The sequence below is a fragment of the Streptomyces sp. NPDC056224 genome (assembly GCF_042267665.1).
GTDB lineage: Bacteria > Actinomycetota > Actinomycetes > Streptomycetales > Streptomycetaceae > Streptomyces.
Map to the genome: position 1 here is coordinate 92,912 of NZ_JBHJTK010000004.1, position 23,969 is coordinate 116,880.

The 23,969-nt window shown below is 73.9% G+C and carries 18 protein-coding genes and 1 pseudogene; 10 read left to right on the plus strand and 9 right to left on the minus strand.

Annotated elements, in window-relative coordinates:
• Positions 1 to 75 precede the first annotated feature (75 nt).
• A complete protein-coding gene (locus tag ACFCZ1_RS07770; RefSeq protein ID WP_376677492.1) occupies positions 76 to 1,713 on the minus strand; it encodes a N,N-dimethylformamidase beta subunit family domain-containing protein in 1,638 nt (545 codons plus the stop codon).
• Between the two features lie 466 nt (positions 1,714 to 2,179).
• On the opposite strand from ACFCZ1_RS07770, the gene ACFCZ1_RS07775 reads away from it, so the two are divergent.
• Complete coding sequence (locus ACFCZ1_RS07775) at positions 2,180 to 3,130, plus strand: aldo/keto reductase (RefSeq protein ID WP_376677493.1); 951 nt, start codon at positions 2,180 to 2,182, stop codon at positions 3,128 to 3,130.
• Between the two features lie 275 nt (positions 3,131 to 3,405).
• Here ACFCZ1_RS07775 and ACFCZ1_RS07780 read toward each other — a convergent pair whose 3' ends face one another.
• Both ACFCZ1_RS07780 and ACFCZ1_RS07785 read right to left on the minus strand, forming a co-directional pair.
• Positions 3,406 to 4,284, minus strand: coding sequence for an ABC transporter permease (locus ACFCZ1_RS07780; RefSeq protein WP_376677494.1), 879 nt, complete (start codon positions 4,282 to 4,284; stop codon positions 3,406 to 3,408).
• The gene (locus tag ACFCZ1_RS07785; protein WP_376677495.1) at positions 4,281 to 7,004 is read right to left on the minus strand and encodes an alpha/beta fold hydrolase; all 2,724 of its coding nucleotides are present in this window, start codon (positions 7,002 to 7,004) and stop codon (positions 4,281 to 4,283) included. Before ACFCZ1_RS07785 ends, ACFCZ1_RS07780 begins: the two co-directional genes overlap by 4 nt.
• Positions 7,005 to 7,185: 181 nt before the next feature.
• Here ACFCZ1_RS07785 and ACFCZ1_RS07790 point away from each other — a divergent pair, with 181 nt between their 5' ends.
• The 5 genes from ACFCZ1_RS07790 to ACFCZ1_RS07810 all read left to right on the plus strand — a co-directional run bounded on the left by ACFCZ1_RS07790 (position 7,186) and on the right by ACFCZ1_RS07810 (position 11,307).
• Entirely contained in the window at positions 7,186 to 8,721 is a 1,536-nt protein-coding gene (locus ACFCZ1_RS07790) for an ATP-dependent DNA ligase (protein WP_376677496.1), read from the plus strand.
• 70 nt (positions 8,722 to 8,791) lie between these two features.
• The gene (locus tag ACFCZ1_RS07795) at positions 8,792 to 9,499 is read left to right on the plus strand and encodes a helix-turn-helix domain-containing protein (protein ID WP_376677497.1); all 708 of its coding nucleotides are present in this window, start codon (positions 8,792 to 8,794) and stop codon (positions 9,497 to 9,499) included.
• Positions 9,500 to 9,536: 37 nt separating this feature from the next.
• Positions 9,537 to 9,692 carry a DUF6126 family protein gene (locus ACFCZ1_RS07800; protein WP_376677498.1) on the plus strand — a complete coding sequence of 52 codons (156 nt, stop codon included), beginning with the start codon at positions 9,537 to 9,539 and terminating at the stop codon, positions 9,690 to 9,692.
• 56 nt (positions 9,693 to 9,748) lie between these two features.
• Positions 9,749 to 10,831, plus strand: a complete 1,083-nt coding sequence (locus ACFCZ1_RS07805) for a dihydrodipicolinate reductase (protein WP_376677499.1) — start codon at positions 9,749 to 9,751, stop codon at positions 10,829 to 10,831.
• On the plus strand, positions 10,828 to 11,307 hold the full coding sequence (locus tag ACFCZ1_RS07810; protein WP_376677500.1) for a carboxymuconolactone decarboxylase family protein: 480 nt from the start codon (positions 10,828 to 10,830) through the stop codon (positions 11,305 to 11,307). Before ACFCZ1_RS07805 ends, ACFCZ1_RS07810 begins: the two co-directional genes overlap by 4 nt.
• A gap of 60 nt (positions 11,308 to 11,367) precedes the next feature.
• On the opposite strand, the gene ACFCZ1_RS07815 is transcribed toward ACFCZ1_RS07810, so the two are convergent.
• From ACFCZ1_RS07815 to ACFCZ1_RS07835, 5 genes and pseudogenes are all read right to left on the minus strand, one after another.
• Positions 11,368 to 13,014 (minus strand): GMC oxidoreductase, encoded by a 1,647-nt coding sequence (locus tag ACFCZ1_RS07815; protein WP_376677501.1) that lies wholly within the window; start codon positions 13,012 to 13,014, stop codon positions 11,368 to 11,370.
• Between the two features lie 90 nt (positions 13,015 to 13,104).
• Positions 13,105 to 13,287 carry a DUF6629 family protein gene (locus ACFCZ1_RS07820; protein ID WP_376677502.1) on the minus strand — a complete coding sequence of 61 codons (183 nt, stop codon included), beginning with the start codon at positions 13,285 to 13,287 and terminating at the stop codon, positions 13,105 to 13,107.
• Positions 13,288 to 13,307: 20 nt separating this feature from the next.
• Positions 13,308 to 13,520 (minus strand): annotated as a pseudogene (locus tag ACFCZ1_RS07825) (DUF6629 family protein); the annotation flags it as partial.
• Between the two features lie 9 nt (positions 13,521 to 13,529).
• Positions 13,530 to 14,000, minus strand: a complete 471-nt coding sequence (locus tag ACFCZ1_RS07830; RefSeq protein ID WP_376677503.1) for an agmatine deiminase family protein — start codon at positions 13,998 to 14,000, stop codon at positions 13,530 to 13,532.
• Between the two features lie 166 nt (positions 14,001 to 14,166).
• Positions 14,167 to 15,654 (minus strand): MFS transporter, encoded by a 1,488-nt coding sequence (locus ACFCZ1_RS07835; protein WP_376677504.1) that lies wholly within the window; start codon positions 15,652 to 15,654, stop codon positions 14,167 to 14,169.
• Positions 15,655 to 15,821: 167 nt separating this feature from the next.
• Between ACFCZ1_RS07835 and ACFCZ1_RS07840 the strand changes: the two genes are divergently transcribed.
• The 4 genes from ACFCZ1_RS07840 (at position 15,822) to ACFCZ1_RS07855 (ending at position 22,865) form a co-directional block, all read left to right on the plus strand.
• Positions 15,822 to 19,403 carry a S8 family serine peptidase gene (locus tag ACFCZ1_RS07840; protein WP_376677505.1) on the plus strand — a complete coding sequence of 1,194 codons (3,582 nt, stop codon included), beginning with the start codon at positions 15,822 to 15,824 and terminating at the stop codon, positions 19,401 to 19,403.
• A 127-nt stretch (positions 19,404 to 19,530) separates the two neighbouring features.
• Entirely contained in the window at positions 19,531 to 20,343 is an 813-nt protein-coding gene (locus tag ACFCZ1_RS07845) for a hypothetical protein (RefSeq protein WP_376677506.1), read from the plus strand.
• Between the two features lie 85 nt (positions 20,344 to 20,428).
• Positions 20,429 to 21,862 (plus strand): cytochrome P450, encoded by a 1,434-nt coding sequence (locus tag ACFCZ1_RS07850; RefSeq protein WP_376677507.1) that lies wholly within the window; start codon positions 20,429 to 20,431, stop codon positions 21,860 to 21,862.
• A 31-nt stretch (positions 21,863 to 21,893) separates the two neighbouring features.
• Positions 21,894 to 22,865: a hypothetical protein gene (locus ACFCZ1_RS07855; protein ID WP_376677508.1), complete on the plus strand. Its 972-nt coding sequence runs from the start codon at positions 21,894 to 21,896 to the stop codon at positions 22,863 to 22,865.
• A 32-nt stretch (positions 22,866 to 22,897) separates the two neighbouring features.
• On the opposite strand, the gene ACFCZ1_RS07860 is transcribed toward ACFCZ1_RS07855, so the two are convergent.
• Positions 22,898 to 23,872 carry a helix-turn-helix domain-containing protein gene (locus ACFCZ1_RS07860; protein ID WP_376677509.1) on the minus strand — a complete coding sequence of 325 codons (975 nt, stop codon included), beginning with the start codon at positions 23,870 to 23,872 and terminating at the stop codon, positions 22,898 to 22,900.
• Positions 23,873 to 23,969 lie beyond the last annotated feature (97 nt).

Below are 23,969 nucleotides of genomic sequence, written 5' to 3' on the forward strand. Positions count from 1 at the left end.
CCTAGGCACCGATTCCGGGCCGAGTCCACCGTGAAAGCGGGCACCACCCGTCGGCCGGCGCCAGCCGCCCGACCGTCACGAACCCCCGTACACCGCCTTGACGTTGTCCTGTGCCGGGTGCGTCCGGCCGGCCGGCCCCGCCGCGAACACCCGCAGCAGGTTCTCCGTCACCCGGGTCGTCAGCGCGCCGCAGCGCGCGTCCAGGCCGTGGTTCGAGCCCGCGCGCCCGGCGCCCGTCGCGTCCAGGGCCTCCACCCACCGCATCGTGCCGGTCGCGAAGACCCCTGCCCCGCTCGGCACCGTGTAGTACGCCGTGTCCTGATGGCTGGGCCGGCCCTCGCACACCACGGGCGAGTGCGCCAGGATCTCGAGTGGCCGGGGCGTCGGGAACGCGGTGTTCACCTTGTCGTACTCCACCCCCACCAGATGCTCGAAGCGGTCGCCCGCCTTGGCGCCCGTGCCCTCGAACAGCCAGTGGCCCGGGTTCGTCACCACGTACGGGGCGTCCACCGGATAGCCGTCGTAGATCACGCCGAGCAACGAGCTCTCCGGGTCCGCGCCGGGCGCCGAGCGGAAGTCCACGGTTGCCGGGTGGCCCCGTTTGAATCCGGGGTCCTGGTCGTAGGAGGACTTGTAGCAGACCAGCGTGCGGTCCGGGCCCAGCTCCGAGGCCTCCAGCCGGATCCGGCGGAAGCAGCAGTTCGCGCCCAGGACCGCGATGTTCGTACCGGCGTCGCGGGCCGCCGTGACGTGGGCCCGCTGCTCGGGCGACCAGTACTCGTCGTGCCCGAGCGAGAGGACCGCCGCGGCCCCCTCCAGCAGCCGCTTCTCCCGGGCCACGTCGGTGGTCGTCGTGTAGGCCAGGGGTATGCCGAGCCGCTCGGCGAGCGCGATCAGCGGTGCCTCGTACACCAGGAACAGGCCCGCGCCGTCGTCGTAGTCGTACGGCCGGTCGAAGCTGACCGTGAGGGACCGCGCCGCGTAGCCGCCGTCGGGTCCGTCGTAGCTGCCGTAGCCGCCCCACCGGTTGTAGGCCTGCCAGGTCGCGACCGCGTTGACCACGACCGTACGGCCTGCCGTCGCCGCCGACCGGACGGTGAGCGGCACGAAGCGCTGGCCCTCGCCGCCCTGCGCGTCGAGCCGAAGCAGGTAGCAGCCCTCGGGCCAGTCCTTGGTGTCGACCGTGGTGGTACGGGTCCACCGGGTGCGGACCATCCGCGTCCCGGAATCCACCGTGTGCTCGGGCTGCCGCACCCCCGGCAGGGCCTCCGAACGCCACACCAGCCGGGCCCGGGCCCCGCCGTACCAGCCCATCCGGTAGGCGGAGACGGTGAACCGGGGTGCGGTGGTGGACACGTGCAGGCCGAGGGACTCGCCGGGCAGGACGCTGACCCGGTCCGCGAAGCCCTCGATGGCCCGGGCTGCTCCGGCCCTGGTGACCGGCCAGTCGGCGTGGCCGGGACGGGCGTTCTCGGCCTTGACGTCGAAGGCGCCGGGTCCCGCGGCCGAAGGTTTCCCCGACGGGGACGGGGTCCCGCCGGACGGGGTCCCGCCCTGCCCGTCGGTGCCGCCGTCGCCGTTCGCACAGCCGGCCACGGCCCCGAGCCCGGCCGCCGTGGCCGCACCCGTCGCGATCGCGAGGAACCGCCGCCTGCGTGCGCCTGCGCCTGCGCTCGCGCCTTCGCCATCCCCGGCTATGTGCTCCTGATTCATGGAGGGCACGTTATGTCACCCTTCGGCCATGACTCCCACCGGCCCGTGAGGTGCGCACGGTCCGGGCACGGTCCGGAAGCCGCAGCAGCTGCTGGAACCCGTGCACGCCCCCACGCCCTCGTCCGCTTCACGCCCGAGAGCCACGGGGAGACCGCGGGCGCCGGCTACGCCACGGACGAGCGGTGGCCCCCTGTACTTCGCCTTCCGCGCCGCCCCGCCGCCCCGCCGCCCCGCCGGGGCCCGGGGACCAGCGAAGCCAGCGAGTCGAGCGCGTCCAGCGCGTCCAACGAGCTCCCCGTCCTTGAACTGGAGCGCCCCCGGTACCGGACTGCCGCTGCGCGACCGGCCCGGCCCCGGCCGCCCCACGGTCGTCACCCCGCCGTGAGACGGGGCGAGCGCCAGGCCGGGCTTCTAGACTGACCCGACGGCCGGTCAGGCACGGCAGCGACACGGAGGCAGGAAACGCATGCGCTATCTCTCCCTGGGCGGTTCGGGCCTTCAGGTCTCCGCCGTCGGGCTCGGCTGCAACAACTTCGGCGGCCGGCTCGACGCCCAGGCCACCCGCGCCGTCGTCGACGCCGCCCTCGACGCGGGCATCACCCTCCTCGACACCGCCGACATCTACGGCGGCCTCGGCGGCTCCGAGAGCCACCTCGGACAAGCCCTCAAGGGCCGCCGGGATCAGGTCGTCCTCGCCACCAAGTTCGGCTTCGCGGGCATGGACATGAAGTACGGGCCCGCCGCCGGCGCCCGCGGAGGCCGCGCCTACATCCGCCGGGCCGTCGAGGAGTCGCTGCGCCGCCTCGGCACCGACCACATCGACCTCTACCAGTTGCACAGCCCCGACCCGACCACCCCCATGGCCGAGACCCTGGCCGCCCTCACCGAACTCGTCGCCGAGGGCAAGGTCCGCTACATCGGTCACTCCAACCTCACCGGTTGGCAGCTCGCCGAAGCCGCCCACGTCGCCCGCGAGACCGGCTCGGTGCCCTTCGTCTCCGCGCAGAACCAGTGGTCGCTGCTGGAACGATCGGCCGAGCGCGAGCTCGTCCCCGCCGCCCTGCACTACGGCGTCGGCGTGCTCCCGTACTTCCCGCTGGCCAACGGGCTCCTGACCGGGAAGATCCGCCGGGGCGCGCCCGTCCCGGCCGGCTCCCGCCTGGAAGGCCGCGACGCGTACCTCACCGAGGAACGGCTCGACGTGGTCGAAGCGCTGGCCGCCCTGGCCGAGAAGCACGGCCGCAGCGTCCTCGAACTCGCCATCGGCTGGCTCTCCGCCCAGCCCGGCTGCTCCTCCGTCATCGCGGGAGCCACGTCGGCCGAACAGGTCCGGGCCAACGCGGCCGTCGCCGACCGCCCGCTGGAGGCCGGGCTCCTCGCCGAGATCGACGCCCTCGCACCGGGCCCCGCCGCCTGACCGGTGCACCGCCGCGCCGCGCCCTGCTCGACGACTTCCGGGGCGCGGGCACGACGGCCGCCGACCGGACCCTGCCCGCGCCCGGGGTCGAGGTGGTGAGCTTCCCCGACCCGACCAGGTAGGCGGTCGGCCGCAGCAGGGCCGGCTCGGCGGGGCCGATCGGGCCGGGCCGCGGGACACCTCCCGGGCGGCCGTCGTCGACGGGGCGGCGCTCCTCGAAGCACTCCACGCCGGCCGGATCGCCTGGCGGTTCTTCCGCTCGGTCACCTCCTCCCTCAGGAGGTGATGTCCTTGCGGGAGAACCCCCGGAAGGCGAGGGCGAACAGCACCAGCGCGTACGACACCGACACCACCGCCCCCTTGACCATCCCGCCCCACTCCAGCTGCGGCTGCAAGGCGTCCGCCCACGCGAACTGCCAGTGCGCCGGCAGGAACTCGCGCCACGACCCGAGCGCGGTGACCGCGTCCAGCACGTTCCCCACGATCGTCAGCCCGACCGCGCCGCCCACGGCGCCCAGCGGCGCGTCCGTCCGCGTGGACAGCCAGAACGCCAGCCCCGCCGTCACCAGCTGCGACACGAAGACGAAGGCGACCGCCAGCGCCAGCCGCGCCGCCGTGTCCCCGGCGGGCAGTGCGCCGCCCGCCGGGAGCTTCAGCGGCCCCCACCCGTACGCGGCCGTGCCCGCCGCCAGCGCGACCACCGGCAGCAGCACCATCGCCGCCAGGCTGAATCCGAGCGCCACCACCAGCTTGCTCCACAGCAGCCGGGCCCGCGGCACCGGCGAGGCCAGCAGATAGCGCAGCGAGGACCAGCTCGCCTCCGAGGCCACCGTGTCCCCGCAGAACAGCGCCACCGGCACCACCAGCAGGAAGCCCGCCGAGACGAACAGGCAGGTCGCGGCGAAGTTCGCGCCCGAGGCCGTCGCCGTGTCGATGAGGGTGATCCGGCCGTCTCCGCCGTTGCGGCTGCCGGGCCCGCCGCCCACCGCGAACGCGATGATCAGGATGAAGGGCAGCGCGGCCAGCACCCCGCCCATCACCAGCGTCCGGCGCCGGCGCCACTGCCGCAGCGCCTCCACGCGCAGCGGCAGCGTACGGCTCGCCCGGTAGCCCGGGGCCACCTCCTGGACCGTCTCCGCCTCAACCGTGCTCATGCCGATCCTCCGATCAGGGTGAGGAACGCGTCCTCCAGCCGGCGGTGCGGCCCCACTCCCGCCACCGGCACCTCCAGCCGTACGAGTTCGGCGATCAGCCCGGCGGCCGTCGCGCCTTCGAGCCGTACGAGGAGCCCGTGATCCGCGGACACCACGGAACCCACTCCCTCCAGCGCCGCCACCTTCTCGACGGCAGTCCCGTCCACCGGCTCCGCCAGCGTCACCAGCAGGGTGTCGCCGCCACCGGTGATCTCCGCGACCTCGCCCGCCTGCACCAGCCTGCCGCGGTCCATGACCACCAGGTGCGTGCAGGACTGTTCCACCTCCGACAGCAGGTGGCTGGAGACGATGACCGTCCGGCCGCCCGCCGCGTAGCGGATCATCACGTCCCGCATCTCCCTGATCTGCGGCGGGTCCAGACCGTTCGTCGGCTCGTCGAGGATCAGCAGGTCCGGCATGCCGAGCATGGCCTGCGCGATCGCGAGGCGCTGCCGCATGCCCTGCGAGTACGTGCGCACCGCGCGCTCCAGCGCGTCGCCGAGCCCCGCGATCTCCAGGGCCTCCGCCATGTGCGAGTCCCCGGCCGGGCGGCCGGTGGCCTGCCAGTACAGCTCCAGGTTCGCCCGGCCCGTCAGGTGCGGCAGGAATCCCGCGCCCTCCACGAAGGCCCCGACCCGAGACAGCACCGGTGCCCCGGCCCGCACCGCGTGCCCGAACACCCGGATCTCACCGGCGTCCGGCGAGATCAGCCCCATCAGCATCCGCAAGGTGGTCGTCTTCCCGGCGCCGTTGGGCCCGAGGAGCCCCAGCACCTGCCCCTTCTCCACCCGGAACGACAGGTCCCGCACCGCGTACCGGTCCTCCGACGTCGCGTACCGCTTCGTCAGTCCGGTGATCTCCAGCGGTACGTCGGCCAGCGAGGGCTCCGGCCGCGGTACGCCGCCCCGCGCGCCCGCGGGCCCCCGGCCGGTCCGCCGGATCCCCAGCAGCGCCGCGGCCAGCGCAGCCGCGCCCAGCGGCAGCCACCACGTCCAGGCGGGCAGCCCGGCCGAGGCGGTCCGCACGTCCGCGGCCACGGGGACGGCCAGCGGGCCCTCGGCCGAAACCGTGTAGGTGGCGGGCGCGGCCGGGGTCGCGTAGCCGAGATCGGTCGCCGCGACCACGAGCCGCAGCCGGTGCCCGGCTTCGACGGCGTGGTCGATCGCGGGCAGCCGGACCTCGACGGACCTGCCCTGCTGGGCGTCCTCCACCCGCACCGGGGCGACCAGCTGACTCGGCAGCACCTGCTGGCGGCCGTCGGGTCCGACGTCGTACACCTTGCCGAACAGCACGGCCGCACCGTCCGCAGCCGTCGACCTCACCTTCAGGGTGACGGTCGGCGTCCCGGTGATCCGTACGTCCTCCGACAGGGGCTGCGACTCGAAGCGGGCGCTCTGCCCCGGGAAGTCCAGCGAGAACCCGGCTCCGAAGGCGGCGAGCTGCCCGCCGATGCCGGGCAGCGAGGACAGGGCGGGGGGCGCCCCGCCCGCAGGATTGGCGAAGCTCTGCTCGCGCCCGGTCAGCGCGAACCGCTCCGGGCCGGAGGCGAGCCCGGGGTACCGGTCGCCGCTCGCGCCGCGCAGCTGCACCTGGCCGTCGGTGGAGTCGATGCCGCCGGAGCGCGAGACGCGGAACGCCGGGCCGGTGTCCGCGCCCCCGTCCCCCTTGAGGTGGCGGTCGAACCAGGCGGCGACCCGGGCCTCGGTCCGGCCCGCCTCGCGCATGCCGCCGTCGTGCCCGCCGGCCGCCCAGTCCACGGAGACGGGCGCGCCGTTCGCCGCGATGGCCTTGGCCATGGCGTCGGCCTGGTCCAGCGGGAAGAGGGAGTCGTCCTGGCCCTGCACGATGAGGGTCGGCACCTTGATGCGGGCACCGACGGCCGACGGACTGCGCTGTTCCAGCAGCGCCCGGGCCTCGGCGTCGGGCTTCCCGGCCACCGCGACCCGCTCGTACATGGAGCAGAGCTCGGGCTGGAACCGCCCGCAGCCGGGGGCGGCGAGTGCGTCGGGCGCCTGCGGCCCCGGCTGGGCGGGCTGCATGCCGCCGGCGGAGCCGGTGGTGAAGAAGAGGCCCGCCCACAGCTTCTTGAAGACGCCGTTCGGGAAGAGGGAGTCCGCCAGATTCCAGTAGGTGATCTGCGGGGCGATCGCGTCCACCCGCCGGTCGTACCCGGCGGCGAGCAGGGAGACCGCGCCGCCGTACGAGGCGCCGGACACGCCGACGCGCGGATCGCCGTCCGCGTCGAGCCGCACCTCGGGCCGGGTGGCGAGCCAGTCGATGAGCCGGGAGACGTCCTTGACCTCGTACTCGGGGTCGTTCAGCCCGATCCGGCCCCCGGAGCGGCCGAAGCCGCGCGCCGACCAGGTCAGGACGGCGTACCCGTCGCGGGCCAGCCGTTCGGCCTGCGCGCGCACATCGTCCTTGCTGCCGCCGAAACCGTGGCCGAGGAGCACAGCGGGACGTTTTCTCCCCTCGCCGTCCCCACCGCCGGCCGTGAAGTACGAGGTGTCGATCGCGGCGTCGGGCATGTCCAGCACGGCGTCCTGGCGGTGCACGGCCGGCGCGTCGCCGGCGGTGGCCGAGGCCGCGGCCGTCCACGTGCCGGCTCCCGCGACGACAGCGAGCGCGGCGGCGCCGGCGAGCAGGCGGTCCCGGCGTCGCCTGGGCAGTCGGAGCTTCATACGGGAACCCTAAACGCCAGGTGCCCCCCGCCCGAGCGCCCGCAGGGGGATGTCCCCACCTTCCCGAGGAGTACCCGGACCGCCCCTCGTACCGCACCCGCGGTATGCGGCCCCGGCATACGGTCCCGGTATGCGGCCCGGCCGATCTGCGGGACGCCCCGCCCGGCGGGAAGATGGCCGCATGCTGCTGGCCGAGGTCGCGCGCGTGTCCCGGGAGGTCGCCGGCACCTCCGCCCGGTCGCGGAAGACCGCCCTGCTCGCGGAGCTCTTCGCCGCCGCGCCCCCGCAGGAGGCCGCGCTGGTGATCTCCTACCTGGCCGGGCGCCTCCCGCAGGGCCGCCCGGGCATCGGCTGGCGCGCCCTCGCGCATGACGTGCAGCCGGCTCCGGAGCCGGGCCTGACCGTCCGCGCCGTGGACGAGGCGGTCATGGAGCTGGCCGCCGTCGCGGGCGCGGGATCCCAGGCCCGGCGCCGCCGGATCCTGGACGGCCTGCTCGGCGCGGCCACCGAGGACGAGCAGCGGTTCCTGCGCAGCCTGCTCTCCGGGGAGGTCCGCCAGGGCGCGCTCGACGCGGTGGCCCTGGAAGGCGTGGCCGCGGCCGCCGGAGTCCCGGCCGCCGACCTGCGCCGCGCGGTGATGCTCGACGGGTCGCTGCCCCGGGTGGCCGCCGCCGTCCTGGCCGACGGGGCGCGGGCGCTGCGGGACGTCACCCTGCGCGTCGGGCAGCCCGTACAGCCCATGCTGGCGGCCACCGCCAAGTCGGTCGCCGAGGCCCTCGCCGCGCTCGGGCCCTGCGCGGTGGAGGAGAAGCTCGACGGGATCCGGGTCCAGGTCCACCGCGAGGGGGACGAGGTACGGGTGTACACGCGCTCCCTGGACGAGATCACCGACCGGCTGCCGGAGGTGGCCGGGCTGGCCCGGTCACTGGCGGGGGAACGGTTCGTCCTCGACGGAGAGGTCATCGGCCGGGCCGCGGACGGCCGCCCGGTCCCCTTCCAGGAGATCGCCAGCCGGGTCGGCTCGCGCGTCGACGTGGAGGCCGCGCGGCGGACGCTCCCGGTGGTCCCCCTCTTCTTCGACGTCCTGGCCGCCGGGGACGAGGTGCTGCTCGACCTCCCGGTCCGCGAGCGGTACGCGGTCCTCGCCGCGCTCGTGCCGGAGCACGCCCGGGTCCGCCGCCTCGTGGTCGAGGACGCGCGGGCCCAGGTCGCCGAGGCCGAGGAGTTCTGGGCCGAGACCCTGCGCCGCGGCCACGAGGGGGTGATGGTCAAGGGTCTCGCCTCCGCCTACGCGGCGGGGCGGCGCGGCAGGAACTGGCTCAAGGTCAAACCGGTGCACACCCTGGACCTGGTCGTCCTCGCCGCCGAATGGGGCCACGGACGGCGCACCGGGCTGCTGTCCAACCTGCACCTGGGCGCGCGGGCCGCCGACGGGACGTACGCCATGCTCGGCAAGACCTTCAAGGGGCTCACCGACGAGATGCTGCGCTGGCAGACCGGGGCGCTGCGCGCGCTCGCGACCTCGGACGACGGCTTCACCGTCCGGGTGCGGCCGGAGCTCGTCGTGGAGATCGCCTACGACGGCCTGCAGCGCTCCTCGCGCTATCCGGCCGGGGTGGCGCTGCGCTTCGCGCGGGTGCTCCGGCACCGCCCGGACAAGGGCGCGGACCAGGCCGACACGGTGGAGACGGTGCTCGAACAGGGCGGCGTGCGCTGAATGCGCCTCTGAATTTGCCTCAGAGGCAAGACGCATTGCCAGAAAGGCAAGACTCTGGCTCAATCGGGGCATGACACCCGGTCCTGCCCCCGGTCGCGAAGACCGGACCGACCCCGACGCGGAAGCCGTGGCCGTCCCCGACGCGGAGGCGCCGGCCGACCCCGACGCGGTCACCGCCCCCGCCGACGAGCTGCCCGCCGTGGCCCCGCAACTGCGCGACCTGCGCCGGCGCGCCGGACTCACCCTGGAGGCCGCCGCCGCCAGGGCCAGGCTCTCGCCCGCGCACCTGTCCCGGCTGGAGACGGGACGGCGCCAACCCTCGCTGCCGCTGCTGCTCGCACTGGCCCGCACCTACGGTACGACCGTCTCCGAGCTGCTCGGCGAGACCATCGCCGTCGCCGATCCCATCGTACGGGCCGGTGGTCCGGGCGCCCGGGAGGCCGACGGGTGGACGTACTGGCAGGCCGGGGGCCCCGGGCGGGGGATGCAGGCACTGCGCGTGCACGTTCCCCAGGGCCGCAGCCAGGGCGAGCTGGTCCGCGTCCATCCCGGCGAGGAGTGGCTGTACGTCCTGCACGGGCGGCTGCGGCTGCACCTGGGGGAGGCCGAGTACCTGCTGGAGCCGGGGGACAGCGCGCACTTCGACTCGCTCACCCCGCACCGGATCGACGCGGCCTCCGCGGGCGGAGCCGACCTGCTGTTCGTCCACACCCTGCTGCAGAGCAGCCTCGCCGGGCTGTGCCTCGGCGGAGCCACCCCGTCCACGCACCACCGATAGTCCCCCGAGAGCCACAGACAGCCGAGGAGTCCCACCCATGTCCCGAGGAGAGAACCCCGTCACCATCCGGGCGCGCATCGAATCGAAGTTCCCGCGCGGTCTGGTGATCCGGCTGATCGCCTACTTGTTCGTCGGCCACCTCTTCGCCTTCTTCGTCTACCTCCTCTTCGTCCTGGGCGCCCAAAACCAGTAACGGCCCGGGGCCGCACGACTCTGGAAAGGTGCAGGCCCTGTAGCTACCCTCCGCGCATGATTTCCACGGTTGTCTGGGGTACCGGCAACGTCGGCCGTTTGGCCATCCGCGCCGTCGAGGCCCATCCCGCGCTGAAGCTCGCCGCAGTCATCGTCCGCAATCCAGCCAAGGTCGGCCGCGACGCGGGCGAACTCGGCGGACTGGGAAACCCGTTGGGGGTCGAAGCCACCGACGACATCGAAGCCGTCCTGGCCGGCCGCCCGCAGGCCGTCGTGTACGCGGCCTCCGGGGACGTCCGCCCCGACGACGCCCTCGCCGACATCACCCGGGCGGTCCGGTCCGGCGCGGTGGTGGTCAGCCCCGCGCTGTACCCGCTCTACGACCACCGCAGCGCACCACCCGAGTTCCGCGATCCGGTGCTGGCCGCCATCGCGGAGGGCGGCGGCTCGCTGTTCGCCTCCGGCGTCGACCCCGGCTGGGGCAACGACGTACTCCCGCTCCTGCTCAGCGGACTCGGCACCACGGTCGACGTGATCCGCTGCCAGGAGATCTTCGACTACTCCACCTACGACCAGCCGGACTCCGTCCGCCACCTCGTCGGCATGGGCCAGCCCATGGACCACGAGCCGATGATGCTCATGCCCTCGATCCCGACCATGGTGTGGGGCGGCCAGATCCGCATGATGGCCCGGGCCCTCGGGGTCGAACTGGACGAGATCCGCGAGACGTCGGAGCGCCGCGCGCTCGACACCACCGTGACCACCAGGACGATGGGCGACTTCGAGGCCGGCACCCAGGGGGCGATCCGCTTCGAGGTGCAGGGCATCGTCGAGGGCGAACCCCGCCTCGTCATCGAGCACGTCACCCGCATCCACGCCTCGTGCGCTCCGGACTGGCCGTCGCCGCCCGACGGCGGTGACGGCGCCCACCGGGTCGTCATCGAAGGCCGCCCCCGCATCGAGGTCACCATCGAGGCCACCGACGAGGGCGACAACCGCTCGGCCGGCGGCAACGCCACCGCCGTCGGACGCCTGGTGGGCGCCATCGACTGGCTCACCGAGGCGGAGCCAGGACTCTACGACGCCCTCGACGTCCCGCTGCGCCCCGCCGTCGGCAGACTCGGAAGGAAACAGTCATGAGGATCGACATCCCCGAAGGCCAGCACCCGATCGAGTACGTGTGGGGCGACCTGGTCCCCGGCATCGGCATGGCCGCCGCCAACTTCTCCCTCTCGGTGTACGCCCACACCACCCTGGGCCTGCGTGAGTTCGAGGCCGCCCGGCTGCGCGTCGCGCAGATCAACGGGTGCGTCTTCTGCCTGGACTGGCGCACCGAGCGGGAGGGGGAGAAGGTCGAGGAGGAGTTCTCCGACGCGGTCACCGAGTGGCGCACGACGAAGGCCTTCGACGACCGCACCCGGCTGGCGGCGGAGTACGCCGAGCGGTACACCCTCGATCACCACGGACTCGACGACGAGTTCTGGGAGCGGATGACCGCGCACTACAGCCAGTTGGAGATCGTGGAGCTGACGATGAGCATCGGCTCCTGGCTGGCCTTCGGCCGGCTCAACCACGTGCTCGGCCTCGACAGCGTGTGCATGCTGCCGGGTCACTGACATGGGTCCGGGGCCGCTCGGTGGATCCGGTCGGCCCCGGCTTCGGTGTGCCGGCCCCGGCTACAGGTCGGTCGCGATGATCTTCTCGATGTTCCGCTCGGCGAGGGCCGTGATCGTGACGAACGGATTGACGCTCGTGTTGCCGGGGATGAGCGCGCCGTCGATCACGTACAGGCCGGTGTAGCCGTGCAGGCGCCCGTAGTTGTCGGTGGCCCTGTCGAGCACGGCGCCGCCGAGCGGGTGGTAGGTGAGGTGGTCGCCCCAGACCTTGTTGGTGCCGAAGAGGTCGGTGCGGTAGATCGTCCCCTCTTTCGAGTTGATCTTGTCGAAGATGGTCTTGGCCATGTCGATGGACGGCTGCTTCCACGCGGTCTGCCAGTCGAGTTCGACCTTGCCGGCCGCCGCGTTCCAGGAGAACCGGGCGCGGTGCGGGTTCTTGGTGATGGACAGGTAGAAGGACGCGTAGGTCTCGATCCCCGTCGGGAGCGGCGCCACCTCGGCGAAGGCGCCGCCCGCCTCCCAGTTGTCGATGCCGCCGCAGGGGATCGCGGCCTGCACCTTGCCCGTCGCGTCCCACATGTGGTTGGCGCGGCCGCACATGACGTTGCCGTTGTCGCCCCAGCCCTTGCCGATCTCGTCGTTCAGGTTCGCCAGGGCGCCGGTGGCCTTCAGCTTGACGAGCAGCTTGCTGGTGCCGACGCTGCCGGCGGCGAAGAACACCCGGTCGGAGGTGACGGTCTTGGTCGCCGTGACGGTGCCGTCGGTGGTCAGCTGGCTGATGCCGACGGTGTAGCCGCCGCCCGGGGCGGGGGCTACCGAGGTGACCTGGTGGAGAGGGGAGATGGTGACCCGGCCGGTGGCCCTGGCCGCCGCGATGTAGGTCTGCTGGAGCGATTTCTTGCCGTGGTTGTTCCCGTAGAGGATCTCGCCGTCGACCGCGGACTTGGGGACGGTGCCGGCCGCCTCCTGCTCCATGTAGTCCCAGTCGTATACGTCGGGGACGAAGACGAAGGGGAAACCGGAGCGCTGGGCGTGCTTGCGGCCGACGCGGGCGTACTGGTAGCAGGCGACGGTGTCGAACCAGGCCGGGTCGATCAGGCCCACGCCGAGTCCGGCATTGGCCCGGGGGTAGTAGGTGTCGTACATCTCGTCGGCGTTCACCGAGGGCAGGACGGCGCTGAAGTTCTGCCGCTTCGGGGTGACGGCCATGCCGCCGTTGACGAGCGAGCCGCCGCCGACCCCGCGGCCCTGGTAGACGATGATGCCGCCCATTTCCTCGGCGTCGAGGATGCCCGTGTACCTGGGGACGTCCTTGTCGATCGGGAATCCGAGGAAGTTGCTGAGCGGCGCCTTGGTCCTGGTGCGCAGCCAGTAGGAGCGGTAGTCCGGGTTGGTGGTGTGGGCGAAGATCTTGCCGTCGCTGCCGGGGGTGTCCCAGGCCATGCCCATCTCGACCATGTGCACGTTCACGCCGGCCTGGGCCAGGCGCAGGGCGGCGACGGATCCGCCGTATCCGGTGCCGATGACCAGGACGGGGACGCGGGCTCCGTCGCCGATCGGGGCGGTGGCGGTGGCGGCCTGCGCCGCCGAAGCGGAGGTGACGTGAGCAGAGAGGGCCACCGCCCCAAGAATAGAACCTGTTCTTGCCAGGAATCCGCGACGGGAGAATCCGTTGGGGCCGGTTCTGGGCACGCCGTTCTCGCTCATGTGACGTTCCTCACTCTAGGCTGAATGAGAACGAGTTCTACTGCTATGAGCGTGTGAAGTCACTACATACCTGTAGGTAACTTGGCGACTTCAGGCCGGTCGCGTCACGGGGCCGGCGGCCTCCGGGCGGCCCGTGCGACCCAGGATCAGCAGGGACGCGACCGCAGCGAACGCGCACCAGGTGGAGGCGAATTCAAGCCTCCACAAGACCGCGCAGACCGCGGCCGCAGCAGGGCGTGCGCGGTCGCGCACAGCACCCCGAGCGGCACCCACGCGGCCAGCAGGGGCAGGGCGATCACCGCCCAGGTGGTGGCGGCGGGGGAGCGGCCGCCCCCGGAATCCCAGACGGCGGCCTCCGCCAGCTGGTGCGCGCCCAGCAGCAGGGGCAGCGGAGCGACCGGCAGATCGCGGGCGCGCCGGGCGCGCACCGTGCGCGCCACGCACACGAGGCCGGCGGTGGTGACGGCCGCGCCCACCGTCGGATCGGCCGTGCCCCTCCGGCACATGGCGCTACGTCACCCGGCGGCCGGCTGCTGCATCGTCGAGCAGTGGATGCCCCCGCTGCCGCCCGTCAGACGGTCCACGTCGAGCTGGACGACCGCGCGCCCGGGAAACGCGGCGACCCGCCCCGCCACCCCGGCGTCCTTGCGGTGCGTCTGTTTGCGGCCCCAGCCGTTGAAGCCCAGGCCGATCGGGTCCACGGCGCCGGCGTCGTCACGGCGGAAGACGGGGCCGGTGTCCCGCATCCACAGGTCGTCGACCGGGACCGAGGAGATGACGGTGACGGCGGAACCGCAGCGGGCCCGGGCGGTGGCGGCCGCGCCCGCCGCCGCGCACATCAGCACCGGCTCATAGCGGGCGACGGTGCGGGCGATCAGCGCGATGTCCTGCTGCACCCCGGCGAGGTCGGGCCCCCAGACGGCGCGACCGGAGGGCCAGGCCATCCAGGTGCGCAGGTGCCGCACGTCGTCCGAGGGCGCGGTCATCCGGCGGGCGGCGGCCTGCTCGGGGGGTGGTGGAGCGCTCCGAGGGGCAGTCCCGCGGCGCCGGCACCCGCCGATCGCAGCACCGCTCTGCGGCTGGGATTCATGCGAACTGCCGAAGGGGTGGGGACGAGAGGTGGCCGCACCGTGGCATTGACTGAATTTTCAGTCAAGCTCCGCCGCCCTCCCGCGGGGGTTCGAGCGGCGGAGCGGTCACCGCGCACTGGGTACGGCACTGCGGGTGCGGCGCCCAGGGCGCGGGCGTGCGCACGGTCGTCCAGGCCACTGCCGCACCGAGCACCAGCGCCCCCGCGCACCAGGGCATGGCCCGGCCGAAGGCCGCGTCGAACTGGTCCGCCGAGAGGTAGGCGTCGGGGCCCATTCCGGCCAGCAGCGGCAGCGCCGCCACCGCCAGCAGCCCGGCCACCCGCGCCGCGGCGTTGTTGACGCCGCTCGCCAGTCCCGCCCGGCCCGGGTCCACGGAGGCCAGCACGGTCGCCGTCAGCGGGGCCACCAGGGTCACCATGCCCATGCCCATCACCACCATCGCGGGCAGCACGTCCACCACGTACGAGGCGCCCGGACCGACGCGCAGCATCAGCAGCATCCCGGCGGCGCAGAGCAGGGGCCCCACGGTCAGGGGGATCCGCGGCCCGATCCGCTCCGCGAGCTGCCCCGAGCGGGCCGAGAGCAGCAGCATCAGCACGGTGGTCGGCAGGAGCGCGGCCCCGGCGGCCAGTGCGGAGTAACCGGACACCACCTGGAGCTGGAGCACGACGAGGAAGAAGAAGCCGCCGAAGGCCGCGTACACGCACAGGGTGACCAGATTGACGGCCGTGAACTGCCGGGAGGTGAAGATCGACGGCGGCACCATCGGATCGGGCCGCCGCCGTTCGACGTGGACGAACGCGACGGCCAGCACCACGCCGCCCACGGCCGCAGCGATCACCGGCGCGCCCGCGGCCCGCGCCTCGATCAGCGCGTAGGTGATCAGCGCCAGGGACGTCGCGCACAGCCCCGCGCCGAGCACGTCGAACCGCCCGCTCGCGTCCGGGTCCCTCGACTCGGGTACGTGGCGCAACGCGACCGGGACGCACAGCACGGCCAGCGGCACGTTCAGCAGGAACACCCAGCGCCAGCCGGGCCCGTCCACCAGCCAGCCGCCGAGGAACGGCCCCACAGCGGCCCCCACCCCGCCCAGCCCCGACCACAGGCCCACCGCCCGGGACCGGTCCCCGGACCGGATCGAGCCCTGGATCAGCGCGAGGGAGCCGGGGGTCAGGAGGGCCCCGCCGATGCCCTGCAAGGCCCGGGCGCCGATCAGGATCCCGGCGTTCGGCGCGATGCCGCACAGCAGTGAGCCCACCGCGAACCACACGACACCGAGCACGAAGATCCGCCGGCGCCCGAAGCGGTCACCGAGCGCCCCGCCGACCAGGATCAGCCCGGCCAGGGTCAGTGCGTAGGCGTTCACCGTCCACTGGAGCACCGCCAGATCGGCGTCCAGGTCCTGCCCGATGCGCGGGAGGGCGACGTTGACCACCGTCGAGTCCAGCAGGGCCATGCTCGACCCGAGCACGGTGGTCAGCAGGATCCACCTGCCCCGGGCGGACGAGAGCGGGACGCCCGGCCCGGGTGGTTCGGGGGGTGAGGTCATGCCTTCAGGCTGGCCCCGGCGGCCGGGAAGGGCCAGCGGGCGCGGGCACGGCTCATTAGGCCCTCTTGTAATGGACATGGCACTGAATCACCATGACCCGCGCACATCCCGCACATCTCGCACGTCCTTCCCGCACAACCCGCACCCGGTGTACGAGGAGACAACACGTGGCCCAACGCAACAGGCGACACTTACGCACGGCGCTCGCCGCCCTCACCTCGGTCCTGCTCCTGCCCCTCGGCGCGGGCGTCGCCGCCGCCGCGCCGACGGCGGATCCCCGAAGCGGCGGCCCCACCCCGGGTCCGGCCGAGCGCAAGATCGAACCCAAGCTCCGCGCCCAGCTCGACGGCTCCTCGAAGGCCGCCTTCTGGGTCTACCTCGACAGCGCGGCCGACCTCAGTGCCGCGGCGAAGCAGCGGACACGTGCCGCCAAGGCCGAGACGGTCCTGCGCGCCAAGAAGGACCACGCCGCGCGGAGCCAGGCCGAGCTGGTCAAGGCCCTCGAAGGCGCCAAGGCCGAGTACACCTCGTACTGGATCGTGAACGCGGTCCGCGTCGTCGGCGGCGAGAAGCTCGCCGGCACCCTCGCGCAGCGCCCCGAAGTGTCCCGGATCGACGCCGACGACAAGGTCGACCTGCCCAAACCCGCCGAGGGCAAGCGGGAGCAGGCCGCGGCCGACGCCGTCGAGTGGAACATCGACCGCGTCAAGGCGCCCCAGGTCTGGGAGCAGGCCGGAGTGCGCGGCGAGGGCATCGTCGTCGCCAACATCGACAGCGGCGTGGACTACACCCACCCGGCCGTCAACAACCAGTACCGGGGCAAGAACGCGGACGGCGGCTACACCCACGCCTACAACTGGTTCGATCCGGCGGGAGTCTGTGCCGCCGCGGCCCCCTGCGACAACAACGACCACGGCACCCACACGATGGGCACCATGGTCGGCGACGACGGCAGCGCCAACAGGATCGGTGTCGCGCCGGGCGCCAAGTGGATCGCCGCCAAGGGCTGCGAGACGAACTCCTGCTCCGAGGCCTCCCTGCTCGCCTCCGGCCAGTGGATCGTCGCCCCGACCGATCCGAACGGCCAGAACCCGCGCCCCGACCTCGCCCCGCACATCGTGAACAACTCCTGGGGCAGCGCCGCGCACGACGACTGGTACCAGCAGATCGTCGACACCTGGCGTGCCGCCGGCATCTTCCCGGCCTTCTCCAACGGCAACTCCGGGCCCGGCTGCGCGACCAGCGGCTCACCCGGCGACTACGCGAGCTCCTACAGCTCCGGCGCCTTCGACGTCAACAACGCCATCGCGTCCTTCTCCTCGCGCGGGGCCGGCCCCGGCGGCGTCATCAAGCCGAACATCGCCGCCCCGGGCGTGAACGTGCGCTCCTCCGTTCCGGGCGGCGGGTACGAGGCCTTCTCCGGCACCTCCATGGCCTCACCGCACACCGCGGCGGCCGTGGCCCTGCTCTGGTCCGCCGCGCCCGCCCTCGAAGGCGACATCGCGCAGACCGAATCGCTCCTGGACGGCACCGCCCAGGACACCGACAGCGGCCAGTGCGGCGGCAACGCCGCCGACAACAACGTCTTCGGTGAGGGCAGGCTCGATGTCCTCGCCGCCGTGAACGCCGCCCCCCGCGGCGCGATCGGCGCACTCGCCGGCACCGTCCGCTCCGGCGGCGGCGAGCCCGTCGCGGGCGCCAAGGTGACCGCCGACGGCCCGATCGACCGTACGACGACCACCGCGGCCGACGGCACCTACAAGTTCGCCGCCCTGTCGGTGGGCGACTACAGCCTGACCGCCGCCAAGTTCGGCTACGGGCCGCAGAGCGCGACGGTGGCGGTCGCCGAGAACACCACCGCCACCGGCGACTTCACCCTCACCCAGGCCCCCTCCGGCAAGCTCAGCGGAACGGTCTCCTCCGCCGCCGGACCCGCCGCGGGCGCCTCCGTCACCATCACCGACACCCCGGTGACCGCGACCGCCGACGCACAGGGCCGCTTCGAGGTCACCCTGCCGCACGGCACCTACGACGTGAACGCCACCCACTCCTCCCGCTGCGTCACCGGCGGCACGGCCAGGGCCACCGTCGCCGCGGACACCACCGTCACCGTCACCCTGCCCGAGCGCACCGACGGCTACGGCTACGCCTGCGCCACCGCGAACGGCCGCCCGTACACCCCGGGCAGCCGCCAGCTCGCGCTGACCGGCGACAACACCACGGAGCGCGTCGACCTGCCCTTCCCGCTGCCGCTGTACGGCAAGACGTACGGCCAGGCCTGGATCGGCACCAACGGCACCGTCAGCTTCGGCGGCAACAACACCGCCGACGTCAACGGCGACCTCCCGAGCGCGGCCACCCCGAACGCCGCGCTCTACCCCTTCTGGGACGACCTGGTCGTCGGCGCGGCGGGCAGCGGATCCGGCGTCTTCACCGCCGTCACCGGCACCGCCCCGCACCGTTCCTACGTGATCGAGTGGCGCGAGGTGTCCCACTGGTCGGCGCAGGCCGAGAAGTTCTCCTTCACGGCGGCCATCGGCGAGGACGGCACCGTCTCGTACTCCTACAAGGGGACGGGCGGTACCGGCATCAAGGGCGGGTCCACGGCCACGGTCGGCGTGGAGAACGCCGCCGGCACGGACGCCTTCAAGTACTCGTTCAACACCCCCGTCATCACTGACGGCCTGTCCATCGGCTTCCGCACCACCAGGAGCGGTGTGGTGGCGGGCCGGGTCCTCGACGCCAACGACGGCAACGGTGTCGCCGGCGCCACCGTGACCGTCGGCGCCGGCGACTCGGCGGTCTCCGCGACCACCGCGGCGGACGGCGGCTACGTGGTCCAGAGCCCCTCCGGCTCGCGGGCCGTCTCCCTCACTGCGCCGCAGTACGAGTCCGCCCAGGCGACGGTCGACGTCAGGGCGGCCGACGTCACGACGGTGACGCAGTCGCTGCGCACCGGCAGGGTCACGGCCTCCCGGCCTTCCGTCGAGGTCGTCGTCCCGGCCGCCCAGAAGCGGACCCGGACCCTGGACCTGACCAACCCGGGCCTCGGCACGGACTTCACGGTGACCGAGGACGCGGCCTGGCTGACGGCCACACCGGGGAGCGGCAGCCTCCCGACGGGCGGGAAGACCCCGCTCACCCTCGTGGTGGACACGGCGGGCCTGACCCCGGGGGCGGTCCTGACCACGGACCTGAAGATCTCGTCGGCGAGCGGCCGGACCCCCGTGCTCACCGTCCCGGTCAAGGTCGTCGTCCCGCGCTACCAGGCCGCCCTGGACGCGGGCTCCGGATCCGCGAGCACGGACGCCCTGGGCGACGGCTGGTCCCCGGACCGCAAGTACACGGCGGGCTCGTACGGCTACCAGGGCAACTCCTCCGTCCAGTCCACCAGCCGCACCATCACCGGCACGGACGAGCAGCGGCTGTTCCGCAACGCCCGTGAGGGCATGTACGAGTACCGCTTCGACAACGTGCCGAACGGCACCTACACGGTGGAGCTGGGCTTCGCGGAGCTCTCCTCCACCAGGCCGAACAAGCGCGTCTTCGACGTCCTGGCCGAGGGCACCCAGGTGCTGCCCTCGCTGGACGTCTCCCTGGAGGCGGGCACGTACACGGCCCTGACCCGCACGTACACCGTCACCGTGACGGACGGGGTGCTCAACGTCCGCTTCGTCACGCACACCGGATTCGGCAAGCCCCTCCTGAACAGCCTGCGGGTGACCGACCGCCCCGACAAGAACCAGTAGCGGCCGGGCTCCACCGGGCGGGGCGCTCCAGGGCGCCCCGCCCTTCGCGGCGCATTCGGGTGGGGGAGTCCCGATTCCGCACCGACGCGCCGCGCGAGCCGCGGCGGGCTCGTTAACGTGAGGAACCATGACGCTCCTGAGCGACCAGGCTGACGACATCCGGGCCCTCGTGGGCTCCGCCGACCCCGGCGCGGTCTGGGCCGTCGGCGGCCCCGAGGGCGTCGAGGCCGCCTCGCACTCCGGGGACCCCGGGGACGCCGGGGAGGCCGACCTCGACGTCGGCGGGCTCGCCGCCGTCCTCGCCCTGTGGCCCGCCATCGGCAGCCTGGTCGAGGAGGGCGCGCTGCGGCTGCACACCCCGCTCACCGCCTACGGGGACGAGGCCGCCGCCGGAACCCCGCCCGGCACCACCGCGCACCACCTGCTCACCCACCCCGACGGAACCACCGCCCTCACCCGCCTCGCCGAGCACCTGTCCGGCAGCCCCCTCGCCGAACTCGCCGCCACCCGCGTCTGGCACCCGCTGGGCATGACCCGCACCCGGTTCGCCGACGACACCCTGCGCGCGCCCCTCGCCGACCTCGTCCGCTTCCTGCGCCACCTCCTCTCCCCGGCGGAACCGGCCGACCGGGCGGCCGACCCGGCGGAACCGGCCGACCCGCCGAAACCGGGGGCCCCGGTGGACCCGTCCGGCCCGGCCGGCATCACCCGCGCCTGGACCTCCGAGTCCCTGCGCATCCGTACCGGTGAACTGACCCCCGCCCGCGGCCTCCTCTGGCACCCCGCCCCGCACGGCGTCTGGACCCACCCCGCTCCCGCGCCCGGCGGACCGGCCCTGTGGATCTCCCCGCGCCACCGCCGCTGGGCCCTCCTCCTCCCGACCGACCGCGCCACCCCCCTGCGCACCGCCTTCCGCGCCGCCGCCTTCGCCCTGCCGTAGCGCTCGGAGCGCGGGCTCCGCGGGGGCGACGTACGGTGAAGCCGATGTCACCGGCCGTTGGTTTCCCAGCTGCGGAGGTACACGGATGCGTACGGTCCAAGGGGCCGCCCTCGACGGGCTCCGGGCCCGGGTACGGGCCTTCGCGGAGCGGACCGGGCTGCCGGTGCGGTCCGCGCCGGGAGGTGCCCGGGTGAGCGTCGCGCCGCCCGCCGGATACCGGTGGCCCCGCCCGGTCGCCGGGGGAGCCGGCCGGCCGCCCCGCGCCGGGACCCCGCTCGGGGACCGGGGGCCGGCCGTGCGAGATGCCGGTGCGGAATCTCCCGGCCGGCGGACACCCGTAGGACGGTCGTTTCCGCGCACCGCCGCACTCGTCCGGGACTTCGTCCGGTCCCGCCCCGCCCCGGCACGCGCCTCCGCCGCCGTACTGCGCGCACTGCGGGCCCGCTACGGCGACGCGCCCCTGCTCGTACGGGACCGGTCGGGCAAGGCGGTCCTCGTCCTCCTCGCCCCCGCGGACGTGAGCCGGTTCTACGCCGAACCCCCGAGCGTCCTCGCGGCGGATCCGCCGCAGACCGCCGGCCTCGGCTGCGCCCACGCCGAACCCGGCCCGGAGCAGCGGCAGACCGCCGCCGAGGTACTTGCCGCCGGCGTCCCCGTCCACCCCGCGTGCGGACCCTTCCTGGCGGCCGTCACCGAAGAGGCCCGGCACCTGACCGCCTCCGGCACCCTCGAACTCGCCCGCGCCCGGTACGCCGTGGGCCGAGCCGCCCGCCGCATCGTCCTCGGCGACGCGGCCGCCGCCGACGAGGAGCTAGCGGGCTGGCTCGGACGGTCCCGCACCAAGAGCAGGGTCCGCGCCGCGCGCCGCATCCAGGAGTACGCCCGCCAGGCCGGCGCGGACACGCTCCTCGGCCGGGCCGCCCGCCACGCCGGGCCGGCCGGCGTCCCGGACCTCGCCGGCCAGGCCCACCAGTGGCTGCAGGCCCTGGACTCCCTCCCCGCCACGCTGCTGCGCACCCTGCTCCTGCTCGGCGCGCACCCCGCCGAACAGGACGCCGCCGCCTCCGAGGCGGCCGCGGGCGCGTCCCGGGGCGAACTGCCCAGACTGCGGGCCTGCGTACGGGAAACGCTGCGCCTGTACCCGGTGGTGCCCGACCTGATCCGCGTCACCCGCACCGAGACCGAGTGGCGGGGCGTGCGCTACCCGGCGGGCACCTCCGTGCTGCTGCCCGCCGCGTTCCACCAGCGCGACCCGGAACGGGTACCGGCCGCGCACGTGTTCGTGCCGGGCCGGTGGAAGAACCCGGGCGCGGACCAGGACACCCGGATGGCGCCCTTCGGCCACGGCGGCTCCCGGTGCCCGGGCGACCAACTGGGCCTGCTGCTCACGGCCGCGTTCTGCGCCGAGGTGCTGCGGGGCCACCGGGTCAGGAGCGGCAGGCCCGCTCTGGACCCGGTCGGACCGCTGCCCGCGGCGCTCGACCCGCAGGGCATCCGGCTCGCCCTCACCCGCCGCTGACGCCCCCGACCCGCCACCACGAGAGGACGCCATGCCCGACGCCGCGACCTCCGCGTCCCGCGACGCGGACGTCGACCTGCTCGACGAACTGTGCCGCGAACTGGCCGCGGCCGCCGACGCGGTCGGCGAGGCCGCCCGCTACGCCTCGGGGCTGGCCCTCGGCGGCCGCCTGCCCGCGGCGGCCCTCACCCGGGGAGGCCATCGCCGGGTCGGCTGGCGCACCCTGCTGCGCACCCTCACCGACCCGGCGGGCCTCGGCTGGGGGCCGCGCGGCCGGGGAGTGGCGCGGGCGGGGCGGCTGGCGGGGATGCTCGCGGGCCGCGAGAGCCTCGCGATCAGCGTCGCCGTGTGCGGGCTCCGGGTTCGGATCCGGGCCGCGAGCGCCGCCCGGCCCGAACTCCTGCGGGATCCCGGCGCGGCGGCCGTCCTCAGGGCCGCCGAGGAGGGCCGGCAGGCGCAGGCCGCCCGTCTGTTCCGCGGCATCATGCGCGTCCGGGGCGCCGAGCACGCCTTCTCGCTGCTGGCCCCGGCCTTCGCCGACGTCCTGGCCTGGAAGGCACTGACCGACGTGAACCCGTTCAACGACCACGGCGGCTGGCAGGTCGCCACCGGCCGGGCCGTGCCGGCCGAACCGCTCCTCGGACTGGGCGCCGCCTTCTGGGCCTTTTGCGACCGAGGGTCCGGACTGCCCGCCGACGACTCGGTACGGGCGCCGCGGTCCGCGGGGCGCGCCCGAGGTCCGGCGGCGGCGCTCCGGCCGTGGGCACCGCACCCGCACGTCCGCCCGCACGCCCATCCGCACCGGCCCGCCAGTCTGCGCGGCCACGCCACCGCACTGCGCTCCCACGCGGTACGGCTGCGCGCGACGACGGCCGCACCGGCCTGGCGTGGCCCCCGGTCCGAGGCCCTGCGCGCCGAGGTGGAGACCCTCGCCGGCCGCTGCGCCACCGCGGCGACCGGCCTCGCCCTGGCGGCTGCGCAGCTCGGCGACGAGCGCTACTAGGGGCGTATCCGGAGGATCTTTGCCGGCCGACGCTACTCGGAGGGTGGCGGCGAAGCGCGGTTCATGTCGCGCCAGGCTCGGGGCGAGAGGCCGTACGCCTGCTTGAACACCTTGCTGAAGTGAGCCGCGTCGATGAAGCCCCAGCCGTATCCGATCGCCGCGATCGTCCGGTATCGGGCGTTCGGGGCGGCCAGTTCGCGCCGGCACTCCTCCAAGCGGTGGGACCGGATCCAGTCGCCGAGTGTGACACCCGACCGGGCCAGCAGCGTATAGAGGTGCCGGACCGAGATGCCGTGGGCGGCGGCGACCCGCGCGGCCGACAGTTCACGATCACGCAGGTGCGCCCGCACGTATCGCATGATCCGAAGGTTGAGGGTCGCCTCCCTTGATTCCCGGGCCAGTTGCGACTCGCCCAGCTGGGAGGTGACGGCCGTACGGAGCAGTTCGATGCTGGGCTCCATCACGGCCTCGGCGTGCCGTTGGTGATGAAGCCCGTCCGTCACGGCCAGCCGCGAGAAGTACGCGAATACGAGGGCGGCAACGGGGTTGTCGGAGCTGAACGCGACCGCGGTCATCTCCCGCACCGATCGCTCGGGTAGCTGGAGCGCGACGCGGGGGAAGCGTAAGAAGTGGTGATCGACACCGACGTCGAAAGCGAGCGTGTACGGGACGGACGTGTCGTAGAGGGCGAACTCTCCCGGCCTCAGCAAGGCCTGGCGGTCGTTCTGCGCCACCAGGCTGGTGCCTGTCATCTGGAGGCCCAGAAAGACGTACGGCTCGGTGTCCTCCCGCGCCAGCCGCGGTGTCCGCCGTATGGTCAGGCCGGTCGCCCATCCTGAGCAGATGCCGATGGAGCCGACCGTGTTCAGCCTGACCTTGACCGAGATGTCCTCCGGCGGCGGATGGTGGTCGATGTCGATCCGCACGACGGATTCCCAGACGGCGTGCCGGACCGCCTCCTCCCGGTCCCGCGCCGGCAGGGACGAGGTGTCCAGGGTCGCGCTCACAGCGCCACCCCACCGAGCAGCGGCGACAGGGCGGGAGCCCGCCGATGCTGTTCTCCCACTGCGCTGCCCCTCCCACGGAGACCAATCCGGCGACCAC